Below are 16,758 nucleotides of genomic sequence, written 5' to 3'. Positions count from 1 at the left end.
TCGGACCGGCCATCGACCGCTCCGGCGATCAGTCCAGGCGAGACAGGATCTCCTGCGCCTGCGACTCCGTGATCCGCCCCAGGCTCAGAGCCCTGGCGGTGGTGGATCTGGCCAGAGCAATGTAGCTGTTGCGTGCCGCAGGGCTGGAGACGTTGAGACTGAACTCACTGAGCGCTGCCAGGTGCGCGGAGACCGTGCCCACGTCTCCGCGGCTGACGGGTCCGGTCAGTGCCTTCGACCCATTCTGCAGGGTGTTCGTCACGCTCGCGTCGACGAGGGCTGTGAGCACACGTGAGGGGTCGCTGACTCCCGCCTCGGCGAGCATCTCCATGGCTTCGCTGATGATCGTGATCGAGTGATTGGAGGCGTGCGTGATAGCTGCATGGTAGAGCGGGCGGTCCGCTTCGGCCACGTCAATCGGCTCGGCGCCCATTTCGACGACGAGGGCCTGGCCCACCGGACGAATCGGTGCCGGTGCGGTGACGGCGATCGTCGATTGCCGCAGACGTGGAAGATCGACTGCGGTGCCGGTGAAAGACAAGGATGGATGCAGTGCGATCGGCAGCGCGCCGAGGCTGATCCCGGCTTCGAGGACGTCGGTTCCGTACCGGCCCGAGCAGTGGACGAGGATCTGTCCCGAGTGGATTCGTGACACCTTCGCGAGGCCGTTGACAAGGGATTGGATCTCATCGTCGGGGACGGCCAGAAGCAGGAGTTCGGCACGATCTGCGACATCGTCTGGGGGCAGGACGGGAACTCCTGGCAGCATGTCTTCGGCCCGTTGCAGGCTCTTCGCTGAGGTGGCACTGACACCGATGATGGCGTGGCCGGCTTCGCGCCAGGCGGCGCCGATGCTCGCCCCGACCTTCCCACAGCCGATGATTCCGATTCCCAAGCGAGGGGCCTCGTCCTGGCTCAATCCTGGGTGGCTCATGGCCTGCCTTCCTTGGCCCTGCGGGCTTCCTCGTCGTAACGTTGCCGCGCGATTCGCGTGCGTTCGGAGTGTTCGCTGAAGAACTGCTTCGCGTCGTCGACACTCTGATGGGTGACCCGAGGGTCGATGGGGCCAGCCGTGGAGTGCACGGCAACCGTGCCCAAACCAAGCGAACGCATGAGTGGGCCCTGATGATAGCTCATCGACTGCACTCGCACATGGGGCACGAAGTCGACACGACGGTCCAGGACACCCAATCGCAGCACGAGTAGAGATCCGGTGACGGCATAGGCTCGCCGTCTCCACACCAATGGGTCGATGAGCCGAGAGGTCCGGGGCTGGCCATGGAAGAGTTCTTCTGCCGTCTCGGCCTGCGGGTCCTCGGACTTGCGGTCGTACATGGCTGATCGCACCAGGGTTGCTGCGCTGAGGCCTTCTGGCATCTGCGGGTCCGGGAGCGCGAGGCCGACCATGAGCAGCGCCTGGTCGATGTCGCCGACGGGCAGGAGGATGTTCGACTCGTCCGAGCCTCCGGCGCTGGCGATATTGTATTCGACCTTCCACCAGCCGGCCCACCGCCACAGCAGCGGCTGATGGAGGCACACGGCCTGCAGACGGTCGAGCGGGATCACCTTGCGGGAGGTGGAGACGAGTCCGTGGTTGACGGCCAGTCCGTTCTCTCCCAGGTTGACCACGAAGTTCGCGTTGTCGAGGTTCTTCCTGAAAGCGGAGAATGCCGCGAAGAGGCCTGGGATGACTGCGACGAGCATCGGAATGAAAGCCTCGGTCAGCCCCATCACTAGGAGGACGATTGCTATGGCGATGACGAAGAGGACGGCCAGGACCGAGATGATCGTCTCCGATTTCAGCAGTGAGGAGACCACGACCCGGTGCACAGGTACGCGGATGATCTCGCCTTCGTCACTGACATCGGCGGAGACATTGTAGGGAGCCAGGAGTTCATTGAGGCTGGACTCCGCCTCTTGTGAGGCGTCTTCGGCCAGCGAGCCGAGGCGTTTGCTCAGGCGTACACCGATGCTGTCATCGCGGCGCTCGGGTACGGTGCGATCGATCACGGCCTCGCCACCGGGGCCACCCGGGACACCCGTGGCATCGGCCGGAGCCCCGGTCGCGCTCGCGGGGGACGAACTTATGGTGCTCGGTGCTGTCCCAGCGGCCGCCTCGGCGGAGAGTCCGGCGGTCGGGGTTCGCTCACCCTGCTGGCCACCTTGCTTCTTGGCGCGGACAGCGGCGAGAAGCTCGTCACGCAATCCTTCTGCACGCTTCTTCGACAAGTACTTCAGAGAGATGTTGGAATCGGAACCACCGGCGACGTCGAAGACGAGTTCTGCCATTCCCAGGATCCGGGGCAGCAGCTTCTGCTGCAGGTCGATCGACTGCACACGGTCAAGTCTGGCCTTGCGCAGCTTCTTCGACAGCAGACCGCGCCGATAGTAGATAGCCTCCGAATCGATTCGATAGCCCCTGACCCTCCACGCCAACCAGCTGAAGAGGGCGGTGAGGAGGAGAAGGAGAACGATCCCTCCGACGCCGCCAAGGATGACGAAGGGGTGGGTGCGCAGCCAACCGGCGAACCCCAGGTCGACACCATCCCCCCTGGCCAGGTCTTCGATAGCAGTCTGCGCGAAGTTCTGCAGGCTGTAGGCGCCTGCGATGAAGATACCCACGAGCACACCGAGGCTTTCGAGAATCGGCGTCAGCGGGTGGACCCGGTGCCACACCTCGGGAGCCACTGCGTCGTGTTCTGTGAGCTCACCTGTGGAATGGTCTGTGGGTTCGCCCGTGGATTGGTCAGTGGGTTCGCCTGGGGGCTCCGGAGGTTGGTCGTTCGGTCCTTCCTCGACCATGCTCACAGTCCCGCCAAGTTGGCCTGGCCCAGGCCGGCGAGGCTATCGCGCAGACGATCGGCCTCGGCGCGGGGAAGGCCCGGGATGGTGGCGTCTGTGGCTGCCGAGGCAGTATGAAGTTTGACCGAGGCCAGGCCGAACATGCGATCGATGGGGCCGGCGTCCACGTCGACGAACTGCAGTCGTCCGTACGGGACAACCGTGGCCTTGTGGAACATGATTCCACGCCGGATGAGAAGGTCATCTGCCCTCTCCGCATAGCCGATGGCTTTGGCCTGGCGGATGATGATGACGACGAGGACGACGGTGAGCGCCACGAGGGCGGCCCAGATCGCGTGCAGCCACGGGACTTCGGAGGTGAAGATGATGGCGAAGACGAGGGCCACGATGATCATCGGAACGAGGATCGTCAGAGACGCGATCGTCTCCTTGAGCCCGTATTTGGGACTCACCCGGTTGAAGTCGGCATCTGTTCCGAACAGATAGTTGAAATCGCGACTCATGCGGCTTCGGCTCCTGGTGGGTCTTGAGGGGGCAGCGCGCAGAAGCCTTCGACGATCAGGCCGACGATCATCAACGCTGCGGCTGCGATCATAGCGAAAAGCATACCTGCCGCCAAATCATTGCGGATTCCCGGTGCGGACAGGAAATAGTAGGCGGCGTTACCCATGTACCATCCGGCCAGTCCGGCACCTGTCAGTGCGCTGGCCTTGGCCATGACGGCTACGCGAGCTGCTTGAAGCGGGTCGATCTCCTTGGTCCGGTCGCCGTCGTTCCATTTCTTGATCGGCCAGCCCAGGACCAGCAGGACGGCGGCGAGTATGAGCATTCCGATGATGGCGAACCAGGGCAGGCCAGGCAGTGAGAAGCCCTGACTCTCCAGCAGCACGTCGAGAAGTAGCGCCACCACGGCGCCGATGACGGCCCAGATGACGAGAGTGCCAGACGCTGTTCGCTGCATAGCTCCAAGTCTCTCAAACCCTGGGCACTTATGGGGCCTGGATTCGCGTGATTTCCTGGTCTCCCAGTTCGGTGAGGACTGCAGTGATCGGGCGCGGACCGGTGGGGGTAAGTATTTCTGCGCCCTCATCGAGCTCAACCCACGGTGCGAGCACGAAGGCTCGTTCGTGTGCCCGCGGATGGGGCAGGGTCAGTGCCTCGGTGTCGAAGACGAGCTCCTCATGGTTGACCCCGAAGCGGATCAGATCGATGTCGAGGGTGCGTGGACCCCAACGCAGTTCACGGGTCCGTCCGCAAGCGACTTCGATTCCCTGCGCCACCGCGAGGAGTTCCGGGGCAGGCAGACTGGTACTCACGATGAGGCCCAGATTGAGGAAGTCGCCCTGTTCGACTCCGCCCCAGGGCGCGGTGCGATACAGCGAGGATCGCCTGAGCACAGTGATTCTGGGATGTCTGTCGAGAGCGGCAACGGCCTGGTCGAGTGTATCCGCCGCGTCGCCGAGGTTGGCCCCAAGATTGAGGTATGCCTCGGTCTCCGTCTCGGCGATGACGGTGCTGTCTCGGGAACGGACGACGGTGACGCTGACGTCGTTGAAGGACCGTTGGATCGGGGCACCGGGCTTATGGACAACGACCTCGACATGCTCAGCCAGGTCCAGGCAGTGCTCGGCAATCCGGGAGGCCAGGGTCTCGATGAGGTCGAAGGTGTTGTCTTCGACGATGTGTGCGACATCTTCGGCCAGTTCACCGTAGTGGACGGTGTCGGCGATGTCATCGGTGGCCGCGGCCCGGGTCACGGAGGTGTGCAGGGTGACGTCGATGACGAAGTCCTGGCCCTCACGCTTCTCGAAGTCGAAGACCCCGTGGTTGCCGCGCACTCTCAGCCCGCGCAGTTCGATCCGATCCCGATGGGCACTCATGCGTTCCCCTTCGCTGCACGGACATCTGGTGTGGCTGCCGGGGAATGCGAGTTCACGGCGTTGATGACCGTGGCTGCGATCGCCGAGGTGGTGGGTTCGTGGACGCGCACCGCCCACGCTCCTGCTCTGGCCGACAGTGCCGAGATCGCGGCCGTGGCCTGATCTTTCGCCGATTCCTCGGCGAATTTCGGATCCTTAGGTGAGAGCAGGGTGGAGATGAAGCGTTTGCGGCTGGCAGCAACGAGGAGCCGGTGATCCAGGTTCGCAAATTCGTCGAGGGCTCCGAGGATCTGCCAGTTGTGTTCGGCGTTCTTCGAAAATCCCAGCCCCGGGTCGAGGATGATGTTGTCCGGTTCAACACCGACGGTGATTGCTTCGTCGATTCTCATCTTCAGCTCCGCGATCACCTCGGCGACCACATCGTCGTAGTAGAAGGACGCCGACGCACGGTCGAGATAGCCCCGCCAGTGCATGAGCACGACGGGGGCAGCGGTCTCGGAGGCGACAGCCAGCATCGTCGGATCGGAGAGTCCGGCAGAAACGTCGTTGATGATACGGGCGCCGACATTCAGTGATGCCTCGGCGACCTTGGATCGCATGGTGTCGACGCTGATCACAGCCCCCGCAGCGGCCAGCTCACGGATCACAGGGACGACGCGCCGCAGCTCCTCCGCCTCGTCGACCCGGACCGACCCGGGCCGTGTGGACTCCCCTCCGACATCGATGATGTCGGCGCCCGAGCGCAGCAGTTCGAAACCGTGGGCGATGGCCGCATCGTGGTCGAAGTAACGACCGCCGTCGGAGAAGGAGTCGGGCGTGACGTTGAGTACGCCCATGATCTTCGTGCGTTCCGGTGTGGGCATGTCAGACCTCTAGCTCCGGATGATCAGGCTCATGGCTTCTGCTCGGGATGCCGTTTCACGCAGCTGCCCGCGCACCGCCGAGGTGATGGTCGAGGCGCCCGGTTTCCGGACTCCGCGCATGGTCATGCACAGATGTTCGGCCTCGACGACGACGATCGCACCCTGCGGCTCGAGGTGTTCGACGAGGGCGTCGGCGATCTGAGTCGTCAGCCGTTCCTGGACCTGGGGGCGACGAGCATAGATCTCGACGAGGCGGGCCAGCTTCGACAGTCCTGTGACTTTGCCGTTCCTGCTCGGAATGTAGCCGATATGGGCGACCCCGTGGAATGGCACGAGATGATGCTCGCACATAGAATACAGGTCGATGTCGCGAACGAGGACCATCTCCTCGTGGCTGATGTCGAAGGTGACGCCCAGAACGTCTGCCGCATCGCGGTGGAGGCCGGCAAAGACCTCTTCGTAGGCACGGGCGACCCTGGCAGGAGTCTCCAGCAGCCCTTCCCGATCAGGGTCCTCGCCGACAGCGATGAGGATCTCACGCACAGCGGCGGCGATCCGAGGCTGATCGACCTTGTTGCCGGTCCCGGCTGGGGCCTCCCCGAGAACCTCCGTCACCTCTTCGAGCTCAGACATCAGTAGCCGCTCTCCCCACTGCCGTCGGAATTGTGTGGGCCAGTTGGGCCAGTCGGGCCGGTTGGGCCCATCGGGTCGTTGGGATTGATCGGTCCCGTGGGGTTATGGGGAACATGAGGTCCATTCACGCCCGTGGGTCCGGCGCCCGGAACGTCGGTGGTGTCGACCTCCGAATTGCCGTTGCCCTTGCCGTTGCGATCCCCACTCAACGGAGCGGGCGGATCGATCGGACCGCGTTCGGAGACCGGGCGTTCGTCGTTGGCCAGCCACACATCGCGTGTGGGGCGCTTGACGATGGGGGTGAAGATCTCTGCCAGTGCCGCCTGATCGAGGGTTTCCCGCTCGAGCAGCTGGTAGGCGAGGTCGTCGAGGACGTCGCGGTTGTGCGTCAGCGCCCAGTAGGCGTCGGCGTGCGCGGCGTCGATGATGTCGCGGACCTCGCGGTCGATCGAGGACAGGGTCGCATCGCCGTACTCGTCTCCCCCGCCGTAGCCGCGTCCGGCGAAGGGCTCGCCCTGATCGTCGCCGATCTTGACCATGCCCAGCTTGTCGCTCATGCCGTACTGGGTGACCATCTTCCGGGCGATGTTCGTCGCCTTCTCGATATCGTTGCTGGCACCCGTAGTCGGATCGTGGAACACGACCTCCTCGGCCACACGGCCGCCCATCGCGTAGGCGAGCTGGTCCAGCAGTTCGTTGCGGGTGGTGGAGTACTTGTCCTCGTTGGGCAGGACCATGGTGTAACCCAGAGCCCGTCCGCGGGGCAGGATGGTGACCTTGGTGACCGGGTCGGTCTGGTTCATCGCGGCAGCCACCAGGGCATGTCCGCCCTCATGGTACGCGGTGATGAGACGTTCCTTGTCGTTCATCAGCCGGGTCCGCTTCTGCGGTCCGGCGATGACACGATCGATCGCCTCGTCGAGGATCCGGTTGTCGAGGACCTTCGACCCCTCGCGGGCGGTCAGCAGGGCCGCCTCGTTGAGGACGTTGGCCAGATCGGCGCCGGAGAACCCCGGGGTGCGCTTGGCGATCTGGGCCAGATCGACGTCATCTGCCAGGGGCTTGCCCTCGGCATGGACCTCGAGGATGTGCTGACGGCCCTTCATGTCCGGGGCCTCGACGGGGATCTGACGGTCGAAGCGACCGGGGCGCAGAAGCGCTGGGTCGAGAACGTCGGGACGGTTGGTTGCGGCGATGAGGATGACGTTGGTCTTCACGTCGAAGCCGTCCATCTCAACGAGCAGCTGGTTGAGCGTCTGCTCGCGCTCGTCGTGGCCGCCGCCCATGCCGGCTCCGCGTTGGCGACCGACGGCGTCGATCTCATCGATGAAGATGATGCAGGGAGCGTTCGTCTTGGCCTGCTCGAACAGGTCGCGCACGCGGGAGGCACCCACGCCGACGTACATCTCGACGAAGTCAGAACCCGAAATCGAATAGAAGGGGACGCCGGCTTCACCGGCCACGGCCTTCGCCAGCAGTGTCTTGCCGGTACCGGGCTGTCCGTAGAGGAGGACCCCCTTGGGGATCTTGGCGCCGACTGCCGTGAACTTCTCCGGTTCGGCCAGGAACTCCTTGATCTCTTCGAGCTCTTCGAGAGCCTCATCAACTCCGGCGACGTCCTTGAACGTGACGTCCGGATTCTCCTTGTTGACCAGTTTCGCCTTGGATTTGCCGAAGTTCATCATCTTGCCGCCCGACATCTGCGAGATGAGGAACCAGAAGACGACGAAGATGATGACGAATGGAATCAGGGTGCCCAGCAGCGACATCAGCCAGCTCTGCTTGGGCACCTCATCGGTGTATCCCTTGCTGGGCTCGGCGGAGTCCACAGCCTTGACTATCTGGTCTCCGCGCTGCTCCACGTAGAAGAACTGGACCTTCTTGCCGAAGTCCTTGCCCTCGATCTTGAGGTCCTTCTTCAGGGTCAGATCGACGCGCTGGTCGTTATCGACGATCTTGGCCTGCTCGACCTGCTTGTCATCGAGCAGCTTGAGACCTTGTTCGGTGTCGATCTGGCTGAATCCGACTCGGCTGAAGAGCAGAGCACCGATAGACACTATGAGAAGTGCCAGAACGATCCAGACCAAAGGGCCTTTCGTCGCCTTGTTGAGCAGTGGGCGACGCTTATTCGACTCGGCCATAAGTCCTCTCAGGAAAAAGATGTGGGCAACCTGTTCAGGCTACCGAGGCTGCCTGGGAACATCCCCCACAGCCTAATACCTCGCACTGACTTAGCTCGAATGCGCCCGGTTTTGTTCCCGGGCGAAACAGGCACTCAGCCGATACGCGGATCGCTCATGCGCAACGCTCAGCTGTAGACGTGCTGAGCCAAGGTGGCGACGAACGGAACGTTGCGGTACTTCTCCGCATAGTCGAGCCCGTAGCCGATGACGAATTCGTTGGGAACGTCGAAACCGATGTACTTGACGTCGATGTCGACCTTGACAGCCTCGGGCTTGCGCAGCATTGTGCAGATCTCAACAGTCGCCGCTCCACGCGAACGCAGGTTCTGGACCAGCCAGGACAAGGTCAGGCCCGAGTCGATGATGTCCTCGACGATGAGCACGTGCCGGTCTGAGAGGTCCGTGTCGAGGTCCTTGAGGATGCGCACCACGCCGGAGGACTTGGTGCCTGAACCGTAGGAGGAGACGGCCATCCAGTCCATGGTGACAGGCGAATGGATCGCGCGAGCCAGATCCGCCATGACCATGACAGCACCCTTGAGGACGCCGACGAGCAAGATGTCCTTGCCCTTGTAGTCTTCATCGATGGCGGTTGCCAGTTCAACGAGTCGCGCGGCTATCTGTTCTTCCGAGACAAGTACCTTTTCGATGTCATTGCCGAGATCGTTGATGTCCACTGGGGTCGTTTCTCCTCGCTTGGGGTGGGATGTGTCTCCATTATGATTCACTTCTGCCCCGGCATGCCACCACGGAGGCCCGCCGTGCCGCCACAGGTGCCTGACGCGCCACCACGAGGCCCTGCTGTCTCCAGCTCGTCGTCGACCGTGCCCGGGGTGGCGGCGAGGTATCCGGTCACACCCATGAGCGCTGCGACGCAGATCATGAACCACAGCGGCACCGACCAGCCGCCGCTCAGCCCGAGGAGTCCACCGACGGCCAAGGGACCGATCGCAGCCAGCACATAGCCGCTGGACTGCACGAACGCTGAGGTTCGGGCGGTGATCGACACGTCCTTCGTGCGGCCTGTGATGAGGGCGAGCGCAGCGGGGAAGGCGAAGCCACCGTAGCCCAGGAGGATGGCCCACAGCACTGGCACGGTCGTGGGAACCAGAAGCAGTCCGAGGTAGCCGCACACGGCGCTGACGGAGAAGGTGACGAGGAAGAAGCGCGGCAGGATGTTGCGCATGATGATCTGCGGGGCGAGGAATCCACCGGGGATCCCACCGAGGGTGACGACCGTGAGCATGAGACCGGCGAGAACCGGATCGATCCCCGCATCACGGTAGATCTGCGGCAGCCACCCGAACTGGACGTAGGCGTTGACCGACTGCAGACCGAAGAACATCGCCATGTACCGGGCCTTGGACGAGGTGAAGATATGCCGCCGAGGCGGGTCCGCCTCGTGCGTGTCCTGCGCAGGCTGATCCAGGTTGGGCACGGATCGGGCGAGCTTGAGGATGATCCAGGTGACCAGTGCGCAGGCCGGCACGAGTGCCCAGACACCGAGTCCCACGCGCCAGTTGTCGAAGTGGCCGGTGATGGGTGCGGTGAGGAAGGCAGGGAACATCGCCCCCAGTCCCAGCGACACAGTGAAGGCGGTGGCACCGAGGCTGGCTCGGTCGGGGAAGCGCGTTTTCACGTACACCGGCAGAATGACGTTTCCGATGGACATTCCGGCCAGAGCGACCACGGTCAGCCCGGCGAAGCCGACCCAGTTGTCGACGAGGACCCGAGCGCCCACACCGACCGCGATCAGCACGCAGGTCATCACCAGCGAGCTGAACAGCCCGATCTTCTTGAGCACGGGAACGGCGATGAACCCGCAGATCGCGAAGATCAGCCCGGGAAGTGCTGTGAGCAGGCCCGTCTGCCATTCGACCAGAGTGTAGGCGCCCTGAACTTCGGAGAGAACGGGACCCAGCGAGGATGCTGCCGGGCGCAGAGAGCAGGCGATGAGGATGAGGCACACGAGTGCCAGCACGTCGAGTCCCCGACCCGTACGATGGCCGTATTCGGGCTGAGAGGTCATTGCCTCATCCTTTCAGACGATGTGCACGCTGGGCCCACGGGTCCATGCCCGAGCCACATCACGGTATACCATTTGGAGGACAGGTGCCCTCCCACGTTGAAGGATGATGATGACCAGTCTGAGAAATGTTCGCCTCTTTCCCCGCACTGCCGATGCCGCCACCGTTGATGTCGAGATCGAAAACGGGCGCTTCGCCGCTTTCACAGCGGCCGCCTCGGCGCAGACGATCGGCGGCACCGATACCGGCATCGACGGCGCCGACGTCATCGATGGGGCGGGACGAGCCCTGCTGCCCAGCCTCGGTGACGTTCATGCCCATCTCGATTCGAACCGGATGGGCCAGACCTTCCGTCCCCACACGGCGGACGGAACGCTGCAAGGCTTCATCATGAACGATCGGGAGAACTGGCGGCAGGGCGAGCGCAGCGTCCGTGACCAGGCTGCCTTCGTGATCGCAAAGATCGTCTCCTCCGGGGGCACGCGCATCCGCTCGCACACCCAGATCGACGCCGACTGCGGTCTCGAGCGCTTCATCGGCGTCCGGGACGCGCTGGCTGATCACGCCGCGGTCCTCGACTCTCAGATCGTCGCCTTCCCGCAGGCCGGCATCGTGGCCGAAAAGGGTGTCAGAGATCTTCTCGACGCGGCCTTGAGCGAGGGTGCTGATCTGGTCGGTGGGCTCGATCCACTCCAATACGACCGCGATCCGATCGCGCATCTCGATGTCGTCTTCGGGCTTGCGGAGAAACACGGCAAGGGCGTCGATATCCATCTGCATGAGCGCGGCAGCGCAGGCGTGTTCACGTTCGAGGAGATCGCTCACCGGACGAAGGCTCTCGGCTTGGAGGGGCAGGTGACGATCTCCCATGCCTTCGCTCTGAGCTCGAACCCCGCATCAGAGGTCGACCGGATCGTCGAGCTCGTCGCTGAGGCGGGCATCTCGCTGACGACTGTGGCACCGCAGAACGGTGTCCTGCCGCAGCGTGGCCTGCGTGAGAATCGGGTGGCGCTGGGCCTCGGTGAGGACGGACAGCGCGACTATTGGAGTCCCTACGGTGACGGTGATCTGCTGCGGCGGACCTGGCAACTGGCATTCACGAATGGGCACCGTCGCGATGAGGACATCGAGGATTGCCTCGACATCGCCTCCCGCGGTGGGGCGCAGGTGATGGCCGGGGCACGACCGGATGGAACAGCGCTGGTCGATGATGCCCGCTTCGGTCTGGGCATCGGTGCGCCCGCGGACTTCATTCTGGTCGAGGCCGACACCGTCACCTCGGCGATCATGGACTGCCCTGCCGATCGTGACGTCTTCAAGAACGGAGAGCTGGTGGCCACCGGTGGCCACCTGGTCGACGGCAAGGCCTGAGCCCAACGACCGGGCGCTGAGGTCAGACAGTCTTCGCGTCGCGTCGGAAGATCAGGGACTGCTCGGTGACGATGACCTCTGTGTCACCGGGCAGTGACAGGCGAGCGTGTGCCTGACCCGATGCGCCAGGTTCCCGGAGCAGGGCGCACAGTTCGCTCACACGGGCGGCGCCGAAGCTCTGCGCGGGCACGTCGAGGGAGATCAGCCAGTCACGGACGACGCGGGAGAGGATCGCATCCTCCAGCCCCGCCATTTCGGTCAAGCTCACCTTCGTGCGTCCACGGATCGTGGCGGCGGAAGTCTCAGCGAGTTCATCGAGGCAGTCAGCATCGGCACGGCACAGTTCGGCGGTGCGAGCCAGGTTCGCGGTGATGGGTTGGCCCAGGTCGGTCTCCAGGGAGGCCAGTAGGCTGCGAGCCCGCACCCGGGCGAAGGAATCGTCGACGTTCATCGGGTCGTTCCAGACTTCAACTCCCTGAGCCCGGCATGAGGCGACGGTGCTCGCCCGTTCGATGCCGAGCAGGGGGCGCACCACTGTGCCGGTGCGCGGAGCCATTCCTGCCAGGGACCTCGTGCCCGAACCGCGCATCAGACCCAGCAGAACGGTCTCCGCCTGGTCGCTTCGAGTGTGCGCGGTCAGCACCCACTTCGCCGCATGTACTGCCCGGGTGGATTCGAGTACGCCGTAGCGAGCCTCACGGGCTGCTGCTTCGAGGCCCTCAGCACCGGCCTCGACGGTGACGGTGGCGACCTCGGCGGGAACACCCCAGGATTCGGCGATCGCTGCGACCCGGCGGGCCACCTCGGCGGTCGAGGGCTGCAGCCCATGGTCGACGGTCACGGCATGCGCACGCAGCTCCCCTCGTCGATGGAGGAAGGCGCAGGCGTGCAGCAGCGCCATTGAGTCCGCTCCCCCAGAGACCGCGACGATGACATTCGGCTGCTGCTCGGAAGGCTGCCCCACCAGGGCCAACGCTTCACGGACACAGTTGCGGATCGCCCCGCTGGCCGGATCGAGGCTCGGGCGCCGAGGTGGTGGCCCCTCAGCCGTGGACACGGTCCAACCACAGGCTCGGGGTGTGGATCTCCTCGCTCTTCGGCAGGTTCTCCGGGCTGGCATAGATGGCGGAGAAACCGGTCTGTCCGACTTCCTTGCGGATGGCGCGGACGAAGGTGGCGCCGTCGCGGTACTGGGCAAGTTTGAGGTTCATGCCCAGCAGATTCGACAGGAATCCGCCCTGACCGGCGTCTCGGCGGGCTTCGAACTTGCGTCGCAGCTTCGCCACGCTCGGGATCACTTCGATGCCGACCTCGTCCATGACCACATCTGCGTGCCCTTCGAGCAGACTGAGGATCGCCGTAGCCTCGTCGAGTGCGCTGCGCATCCCCTCGTCTCTGATCAGGTCGACCATGCTCGCCTCACCCTTGACGATCTGGCCCACAGTGGAGAAGACGTCGGCGAGGCCGCGGATCCCAGGCGCCTTGAGCGGGGTCGCAACCACCTGGGACAGGAGAGAGCGCATGTGCTCACGCAACCAGGGTGCGGTGGCGAACTGAACCTGATGCGTCGCCTCGTGCAGGGCCACCCACATACGGAAGTCGCGGGCAGAGACGTTCATGGCCTCCTCGGCAAGGAGGACTGCCGGGGCAACGAACATCAGACGGCCCGTGGCCACCGCGAAGGGGTCGAACTGGCCCAGGACTCGCGTGGACAGCAGCGAGAGCACACCTGCCAGTTCCACGGCGGCCGCCCTCGCCGCCCCCGGGCCGACGGGTGCGGGCAGAGCGTCCGCGTCGACCATGCCGTTGAGCGACTGGGCGTTGGCCTTGATCCAGCCGATCTGATCAAGCACGAGCACGGAGCCGGCACCCAGGCGTGTTCGCACATCATCGGCATGGTCAGGGTTGAGGAGGAACGAGTCGACGACGAGCTCCTGCGCCGTCAGCGCATTGTCCTTGAGTCCGGCGACGAGCTCGTCGAGTTCATCGGTGTTGGGCACGCGCGCTGCGGGGACGAGCTCCCGGGCTGTGCGGGCGGCGAACTTCTCATCGACGATCATCGGCAGCCGCAATTCGCAAGTGCTGCCACGACATCGTCCACGGTCTTCCTGGCTTCCAATATTTTCTCCTTGTCTACGTCGTCGATCTGCAGGGTGAAGACGAGATAGCGTCCATCAGCGTCGAGCACTCCTCCTGCCAGTGAGGTCACGGTCGACAGGGTCCCCGTCTTCGCGTGCACCGTCCCGGCTGCGTTCTCATCTTCGGTGAAACGTTGTGTCAGTGTGCCGGTCAGTCCGCCGACGGGCAGATAGCTGATGAGGCTGGCCAGCGAATCGTCGGCGACGACCGACGCCTGCAGGATGGTCGTCAGGTCGTGCGGACTGATCTGGTTGCCATAGGACAGGCCCGAGGTGTCCTCGAGGTGGGTGCTGCCCAGGTCAACGGAATCGGACAGGGCCGCCAGCACGGCTTCGGGGGCGCCCTCCAGGCTGCCCGGCTCGCCCTGGGCGATGGCGACCTCATTGCCGAGAACCTCGGCAACGACGTTGTCACTGTGCACGAGCGCGTATTTAACGATCTCGGAGATCGTCGCCGACTCCACCTCCGCCAGCTCGCTGGCTTCAGAGTCTCCATCGGGTCTCGCGCCGTCCCCAGCCTCCGCAGCAGGCTTCGGGGTGTCGGTGACCGTGATTCCGGCCGCTTTGAGTTCCTTGGAGAAGACAGCGAAGGCGTCCTTGGCCGGGTGCTCGCTGCGTGGTCGCCACTCCTTGTCTTTGCTGCCGACGTAGCCGGTGTCGATCATCAGCGGCTGGATCGGTGTGATGACGCCCTTGGCGATGTCACCGCGTTCCCATCCGGGGCTGAAGTCCTCGCCCGTGTACCGGGATGTGTCCAGGCCCAGGGCCACCTCGGCGACGTTCTGGCTCTGCAGCGACTCAGCGGTGCGCTGCGCCAGTGTCGTCAGGCCAGCGTGGCCATTCACGGCACCCGGCTGGGACTCCCCCGCACCCAGCAGCGAGTCGCCGCCGCCGGTCAGGGTCACCGTCGAGGTGGACGGGTCGAATTCCGTGGTCGTGCTCAGACGCTTCTGCCCACCGACCGTCAGCAGCGCCGCCGACGCAGTGAGCACCTTCGTCACCGAGGCCGGCGTGCGAGGTCTGTTCTCCTTCTTGGCGTAGAGGATGTCATCGCTGAGCCCGTCGCGGATCTCGATCCCGAAGCCCTTGACCTTGGCGTCGGAGAGGACCTTGTCCACCTTGTCGGGGATCGTGGTGGGCACGGGTGCGGAATCATCCAGCGCCGAGGCTGGCGCGGGCAGGTCTTTCCCCTGTGCGTCGGGCGCGGGGATCGCCTGGACCTCGATCGCGGGGTCAGTGGTCAGTATTCCCGGCAGCTCGGGGAAGACGTCGTAGGCGTCGACTGCCGCCACCGCGGCCAGCACGACGGCGAGGCTGCCTGCAGTGATACCGGCGACAGCCTTCTTCGACCGCTTCCGCCTTCTCCGCTCAGGGATCTGGTTCAAGCGCGGGCTCTCATTCTCATTGCAGTCGTCCTCGCCGTAGCCGTTGTGGTTGTCGTTCGTGGGGACTTGTAAGCTCTATTCTAGTGATGCAACCCTAGCTTGAAGGAGCACTATGGAACTCTTGGCCACAATCGAGATCCCGCGCGGATCGCGCAACAAGTATGAGGTCGATCATGAGACCGGTCGAGTCAAACTCGACCGCTACCTCTACACCTCGATGCAGTACCCCGCAGATTACGGCTTCTTCGAGGACACCTTGGGCAACGACGGTGACCCGCTCGACGTTCTCGTGCTGCTGCCCGAGCCTCTGTTCCCGGGCGTTCTCATCGATGTGCGCCCCATCGGCATGTTCAAGATGGAAGACGAAGCAGGCGGGGACGACAAGGTCCTCGGAGTCACGGCCGGCGATCCTCGGTGGGAGAGCTACCAGGACATCGGCGACGTCGACCAGTTCACCCTCGACTCGATCGAGCACTTCTTCACTCGCTACAAGGACCTTGAGCCGGGCAAGTTCGTCAAGGGCTCCAGCTGGGTCGGCCGCGCTGAGGCCGAGGCCGAGGTCAACGCCTCGATCGCCCGCTTCAAAGAGTCTCACTGAGTTCAGCCTCGCCGCGGTGGGGTGAAGCTTCACCCCACCCGTGATGAGTGACCGCCCGAACCTCGCCGTCCGGGCGGTCGCTGCATTCTTCAGATGAGTGACTGCTCTACCTGGAACGACCCACTACTTAGGTGATCCTAATAAGAAGTGTGAGCCAGGTTATGCCAGTGTCGAGACATGAAACTCGATCATGTGTCCTTCGCCAGCGAACCAGACGGGTACAAAGCCACTGCCGAGAGAATCTCGGAGAAGCTCGGCGTGGTTCCCTACGACGGTGGTGTGCATCCTCGATTCGGTACCAGGAATCTGATCTTCCCTCTCGCAAACGGTCATTACCTCGAAGTCGTCGAAGCCTTGGAGCACCCGGCCGCGCTGTCAACACCCTTCGGCCAGGCAGTCCGAGCTCGATCCGAGCTCGGCGGCGGCTGGATGGGCTGGTGCGTTTCGGTCGATGACCTCGCCGGAGTGGAGACCCGCCTCGAGCGCAAAGCCGTCGACGGAAACCGCACCCCAGAATCAGGCCTGGAACTCAGGTGGCTGCAGATCGGAATCAAGGGGCTCATCGCCGACCCCCAGCTTCCGTTCTTCATCAAGTGGGCAGCCGACTCGTCTCAGCATCCCTCGTCGTATAAGACCAACGGCGACGTCGCACTCGACACCCTGCAGATCGCCGGGGATCGTGAACGACTCCGCGACTGGCTGGGCACCCAGGATCCCAAGCCGATCCCGGAGATCCACATCGACTGGTCGGCGCCGCACGGCACCCCCGGCATCATGTCGATCAGCTTCGACACCGCGAAGAACGGCCTCGTCACCATCTGAGATGCCGTAGTCCGTTCTGATCGGCACTCGCCACAGTTCGGTACTCGTCCCTGATC

General features: G+C 64.0%; 16 protein-coding genes. 3 read left to right on the top strand and 13 right to left on the bottom strand.

Going from position 1 to position 16,758, the window contains the following annotated elements:
• Positions 1 to 28: 28 nt before the first annotated feature.
• The 10 genes from AAFP32_RS04120 to AAFP32_RS04075 all read right to left on the bottom strand — a co-directional run bounded on the left by AAFP32_RS04120 (position 29) and on the right by AAFP32_RS04075 (position 10,390).
• Entirely contained in the window at positions 29 to 934 is a 906-nt protein-coding gene (locus AAFP32_RS04120; protein ID WP_350270757.1) for a Rossmann-like and DUF2520 domain-containing protein, read from the bottom strand.
• Entirely contained in the window at positions 931 to 2,802 is a 1,872-nt protein-coding gene (locus AAFP32_RS04115) for a PH domain-containing protein (protein ID WP_350270756.1), read from the bottom strand. The genes AAFP32_RS04120 and AAFP32_RS04115 overlap by 4 nt, the downstream gene beginning before the upstream one ends.
• A 2-nt stretch (positions 2,803 to 2,804) precedes the next feature.
• On the bottom strand, positions 2,805 to 3,305 hold the full coding sequence (locus AAFP32_RS04110) for a PH domain-containing protein (protein ID WP_350270755.1): 501 nt from the start codon (positions 3,303 to 3,305) through the stop codon (positions 2,805 to 2,807).
• Entirely contained in the window at positions 3,302 to 3,763 is a 462-nt protein-coding gene (locus tag AAFP32_RS04105) for a DUF3180 domain-containing protein (protein ID WP_350270754.1), read from the bottom strand. The genes AAFP32_RS04110 and AAFP32_RS04105 overlap by 4 nt, the downstream gene beginning before the upstream one ends.
• Positions 3,764 to 3,791: 28 nt before the next feature.
• A complete protein-coding gene (gene folK, locus AAFP32_RS04100) occupies positions 3,792 to 4,682 on the bottom strand; it encodes a 2-amino-4-hydroxy-6-hydroxymethyldihydropteridine diphosphokinase (RefSeq protein WP_350270753.1) in 891 nt (296 codons plus the stop codon).
• Entirely contained in the window at positions 4,679 to 5,545 is an 867-nt protein-coding gene (folP, locus tag AAFP32_RS04095) for a dihydropteroate synthase (RefSeq protein ID WP_350270752.1), read from the bottom strand. The genes folK and folP overlap by 4 nt, the downstream gene beginning before the upstream one ends.
• A gap of 9 nt (positions 5,546 to 5,554) precedes the next feature.
• Positions 5,555 to 6,178 carry a GTP cyclohydrolase I FolE gene (folE, locus tag AAFP32_RS04090; RefSeq protein ID WP_350270751.1) on the bottom strand — a complete coding sequence of 208 codons (624 nt, stop codon included), beginning with the start codon at positions 6,176 to 6,178 and terminating at the stop codon, positions 5,555 to 5,557.
• Positions 6,178 to 8,319 (bottom strand): ATP-dependent zinc metalloprotease FtsH, encoded by a 2,142-nt coding sequence (gene ftsH, locus AAFP32_RS04085; RefSeq protein ID WP_350270750.1) that lies wholly within the window; start codon positions 8,317 to 8,319, stop codon positions 6,178 to 6,180. Before ftsH ends, folE begins: the two co-directional genes overlap by 1 nt.
• A 167-nt stretch (positions 8,320 to 8,486) precedes the next feature.
• Positions 8,487 to 9,038 (bottom strand): hypoxanthine phosphoribosyltransferase, encoded by a 552-nt coding sequence (gene hpt / locus AAFP32_RS04080; protein WP_009883401.1) that lies wholly within the window; start codon positions 9,036 to 9,038, stop codon positions 8,487 to 8,489.
• Positions 9,039 to 9,085: 47 nt separating this feature from the next.
• Complete coding sequence (locus AAFP32_RS04075) at positions 9,086 to 10,390, bottom strand: CynX/NimT family MFS transporter (RefSeq protein ID WP_350270749.1); 1,305 nt, start codon at positions 10,388 to 10,390, stop codon at positions 9,086 to 9,088.
• Positions 10,391 to 10,499: 109 nt separating this feature from the next.
• On the opposite strand from AAFP32_RS04075, the gene AAFP32_RS04070 reads away from it, so the two are divergent.
• The gene (locus AAFP32_RS04070) at positions 10,500 to 11,759 is read left to right on the top strand and encodes an amidohydrolase family protein (RefSeq protein ID WP_350270748.1); all 1,260 of its coding nucleotides are present in this window, start codon (positions 10,500 to 10,502) and stop codon (positions 11,757 to 11,759) included.
• A 22-nt stretch (positions 11,760 to 11,781) separates the two neighbouring features.
• Here the strand turns inward: AAFP32_RS04070 and tilS are convergent, their stop codons facing one another.
• From tilS to dacB, 3 genes are read right to left on the bottom strand one after another with little or no spacing between them, the layout of a single operon-like run.
• On the bottom strand, positions 11,782 to 12,816 hold the full coding sequence (gene tilS / locus AAFP32_RS04065; RefSeq protein WP_350270747.1) for a tRNA lysidine(34) synthetase TilS: 1,035 nt from the start codon (positions 12,814 to 12,816) through the stop codon (positions 11,782 to 11,784).
• Positions 12,803 to 13,819: a zinc-dependent metalloprotease gene (locus AAFP32_RS04060; RefSeq protein ID WP_350270746.1), complete on the bottom strand. Its 1,017-nt coding sequence runs from the start codon at positions 13,817 to 13,819 to the stop codon at positions 12,803 to 12,805. Before AAFP32_RS04060 ends, tilS begins: the two co-directional genes overlap by 14 nt.
• Positions 13,816 to 15,282 carry a D-alanyl-D-alanine carboxypeptidase/D-alanyl-D-alanine endopeptidase gene (gene dacB, locus AAFP32_RS04055; protein WP_350270745.1) on the bottom strand — a complete coding sequence of 489 codons (1,467 nt, stop codon included), beginning with the start codon at positions 15,280 to 15,282 and terminating at the stop codon, positions 13,816 to 13,818. The genes AAFP32_RS04060 and dacB overlap by 4 nt, the downstream gene beginning before the upstream one ends.
• Positions 15,283 to 15,394: 112 nt before the next feature.
• On the opposite strand from dacB, the gene AAFP32_RS04050 reads away from it, so the two are divergent.
• Entirely contained in the window at positions 15,395 to 15,880 is a 486-nt protein-coding gene (locus tag AAFP32_RS04050) for an inorganic diphosphatase (RefSeq protein ID WP_350270744.1), read from the top strand.
• A 177-nt stretch (positions 15,881 to 16,057) separates the two neighbouring features.
• On the top strand, positions 16,058 to 16,702 hold the full coding sequence (locus AAFP32_RS04045; protein ID WP_101619434.1) for a VOC family protein: 645 nt from the start codon (positions 16,058 to 16,060) through the stop codon (positions 16,700 to 16,702).
• Positions 16,703 to 16,758 lie beyond the last annotated feature (56 nt).

Source organism: Brevibacterium sp. CBA3109, assembly GCF_040256645.1.
Classification (GTDB): Bacteria; Actinomycetota; Actinomycetes; order Actinomycetales; family Brevibacteriaceae; genus Brevibacterium; species Brevibacterium koreense.
Note: the sequence above shows the minus strand (reverse complement) of the source record. Positions and strands in the feature narration are given on the sequence as shown.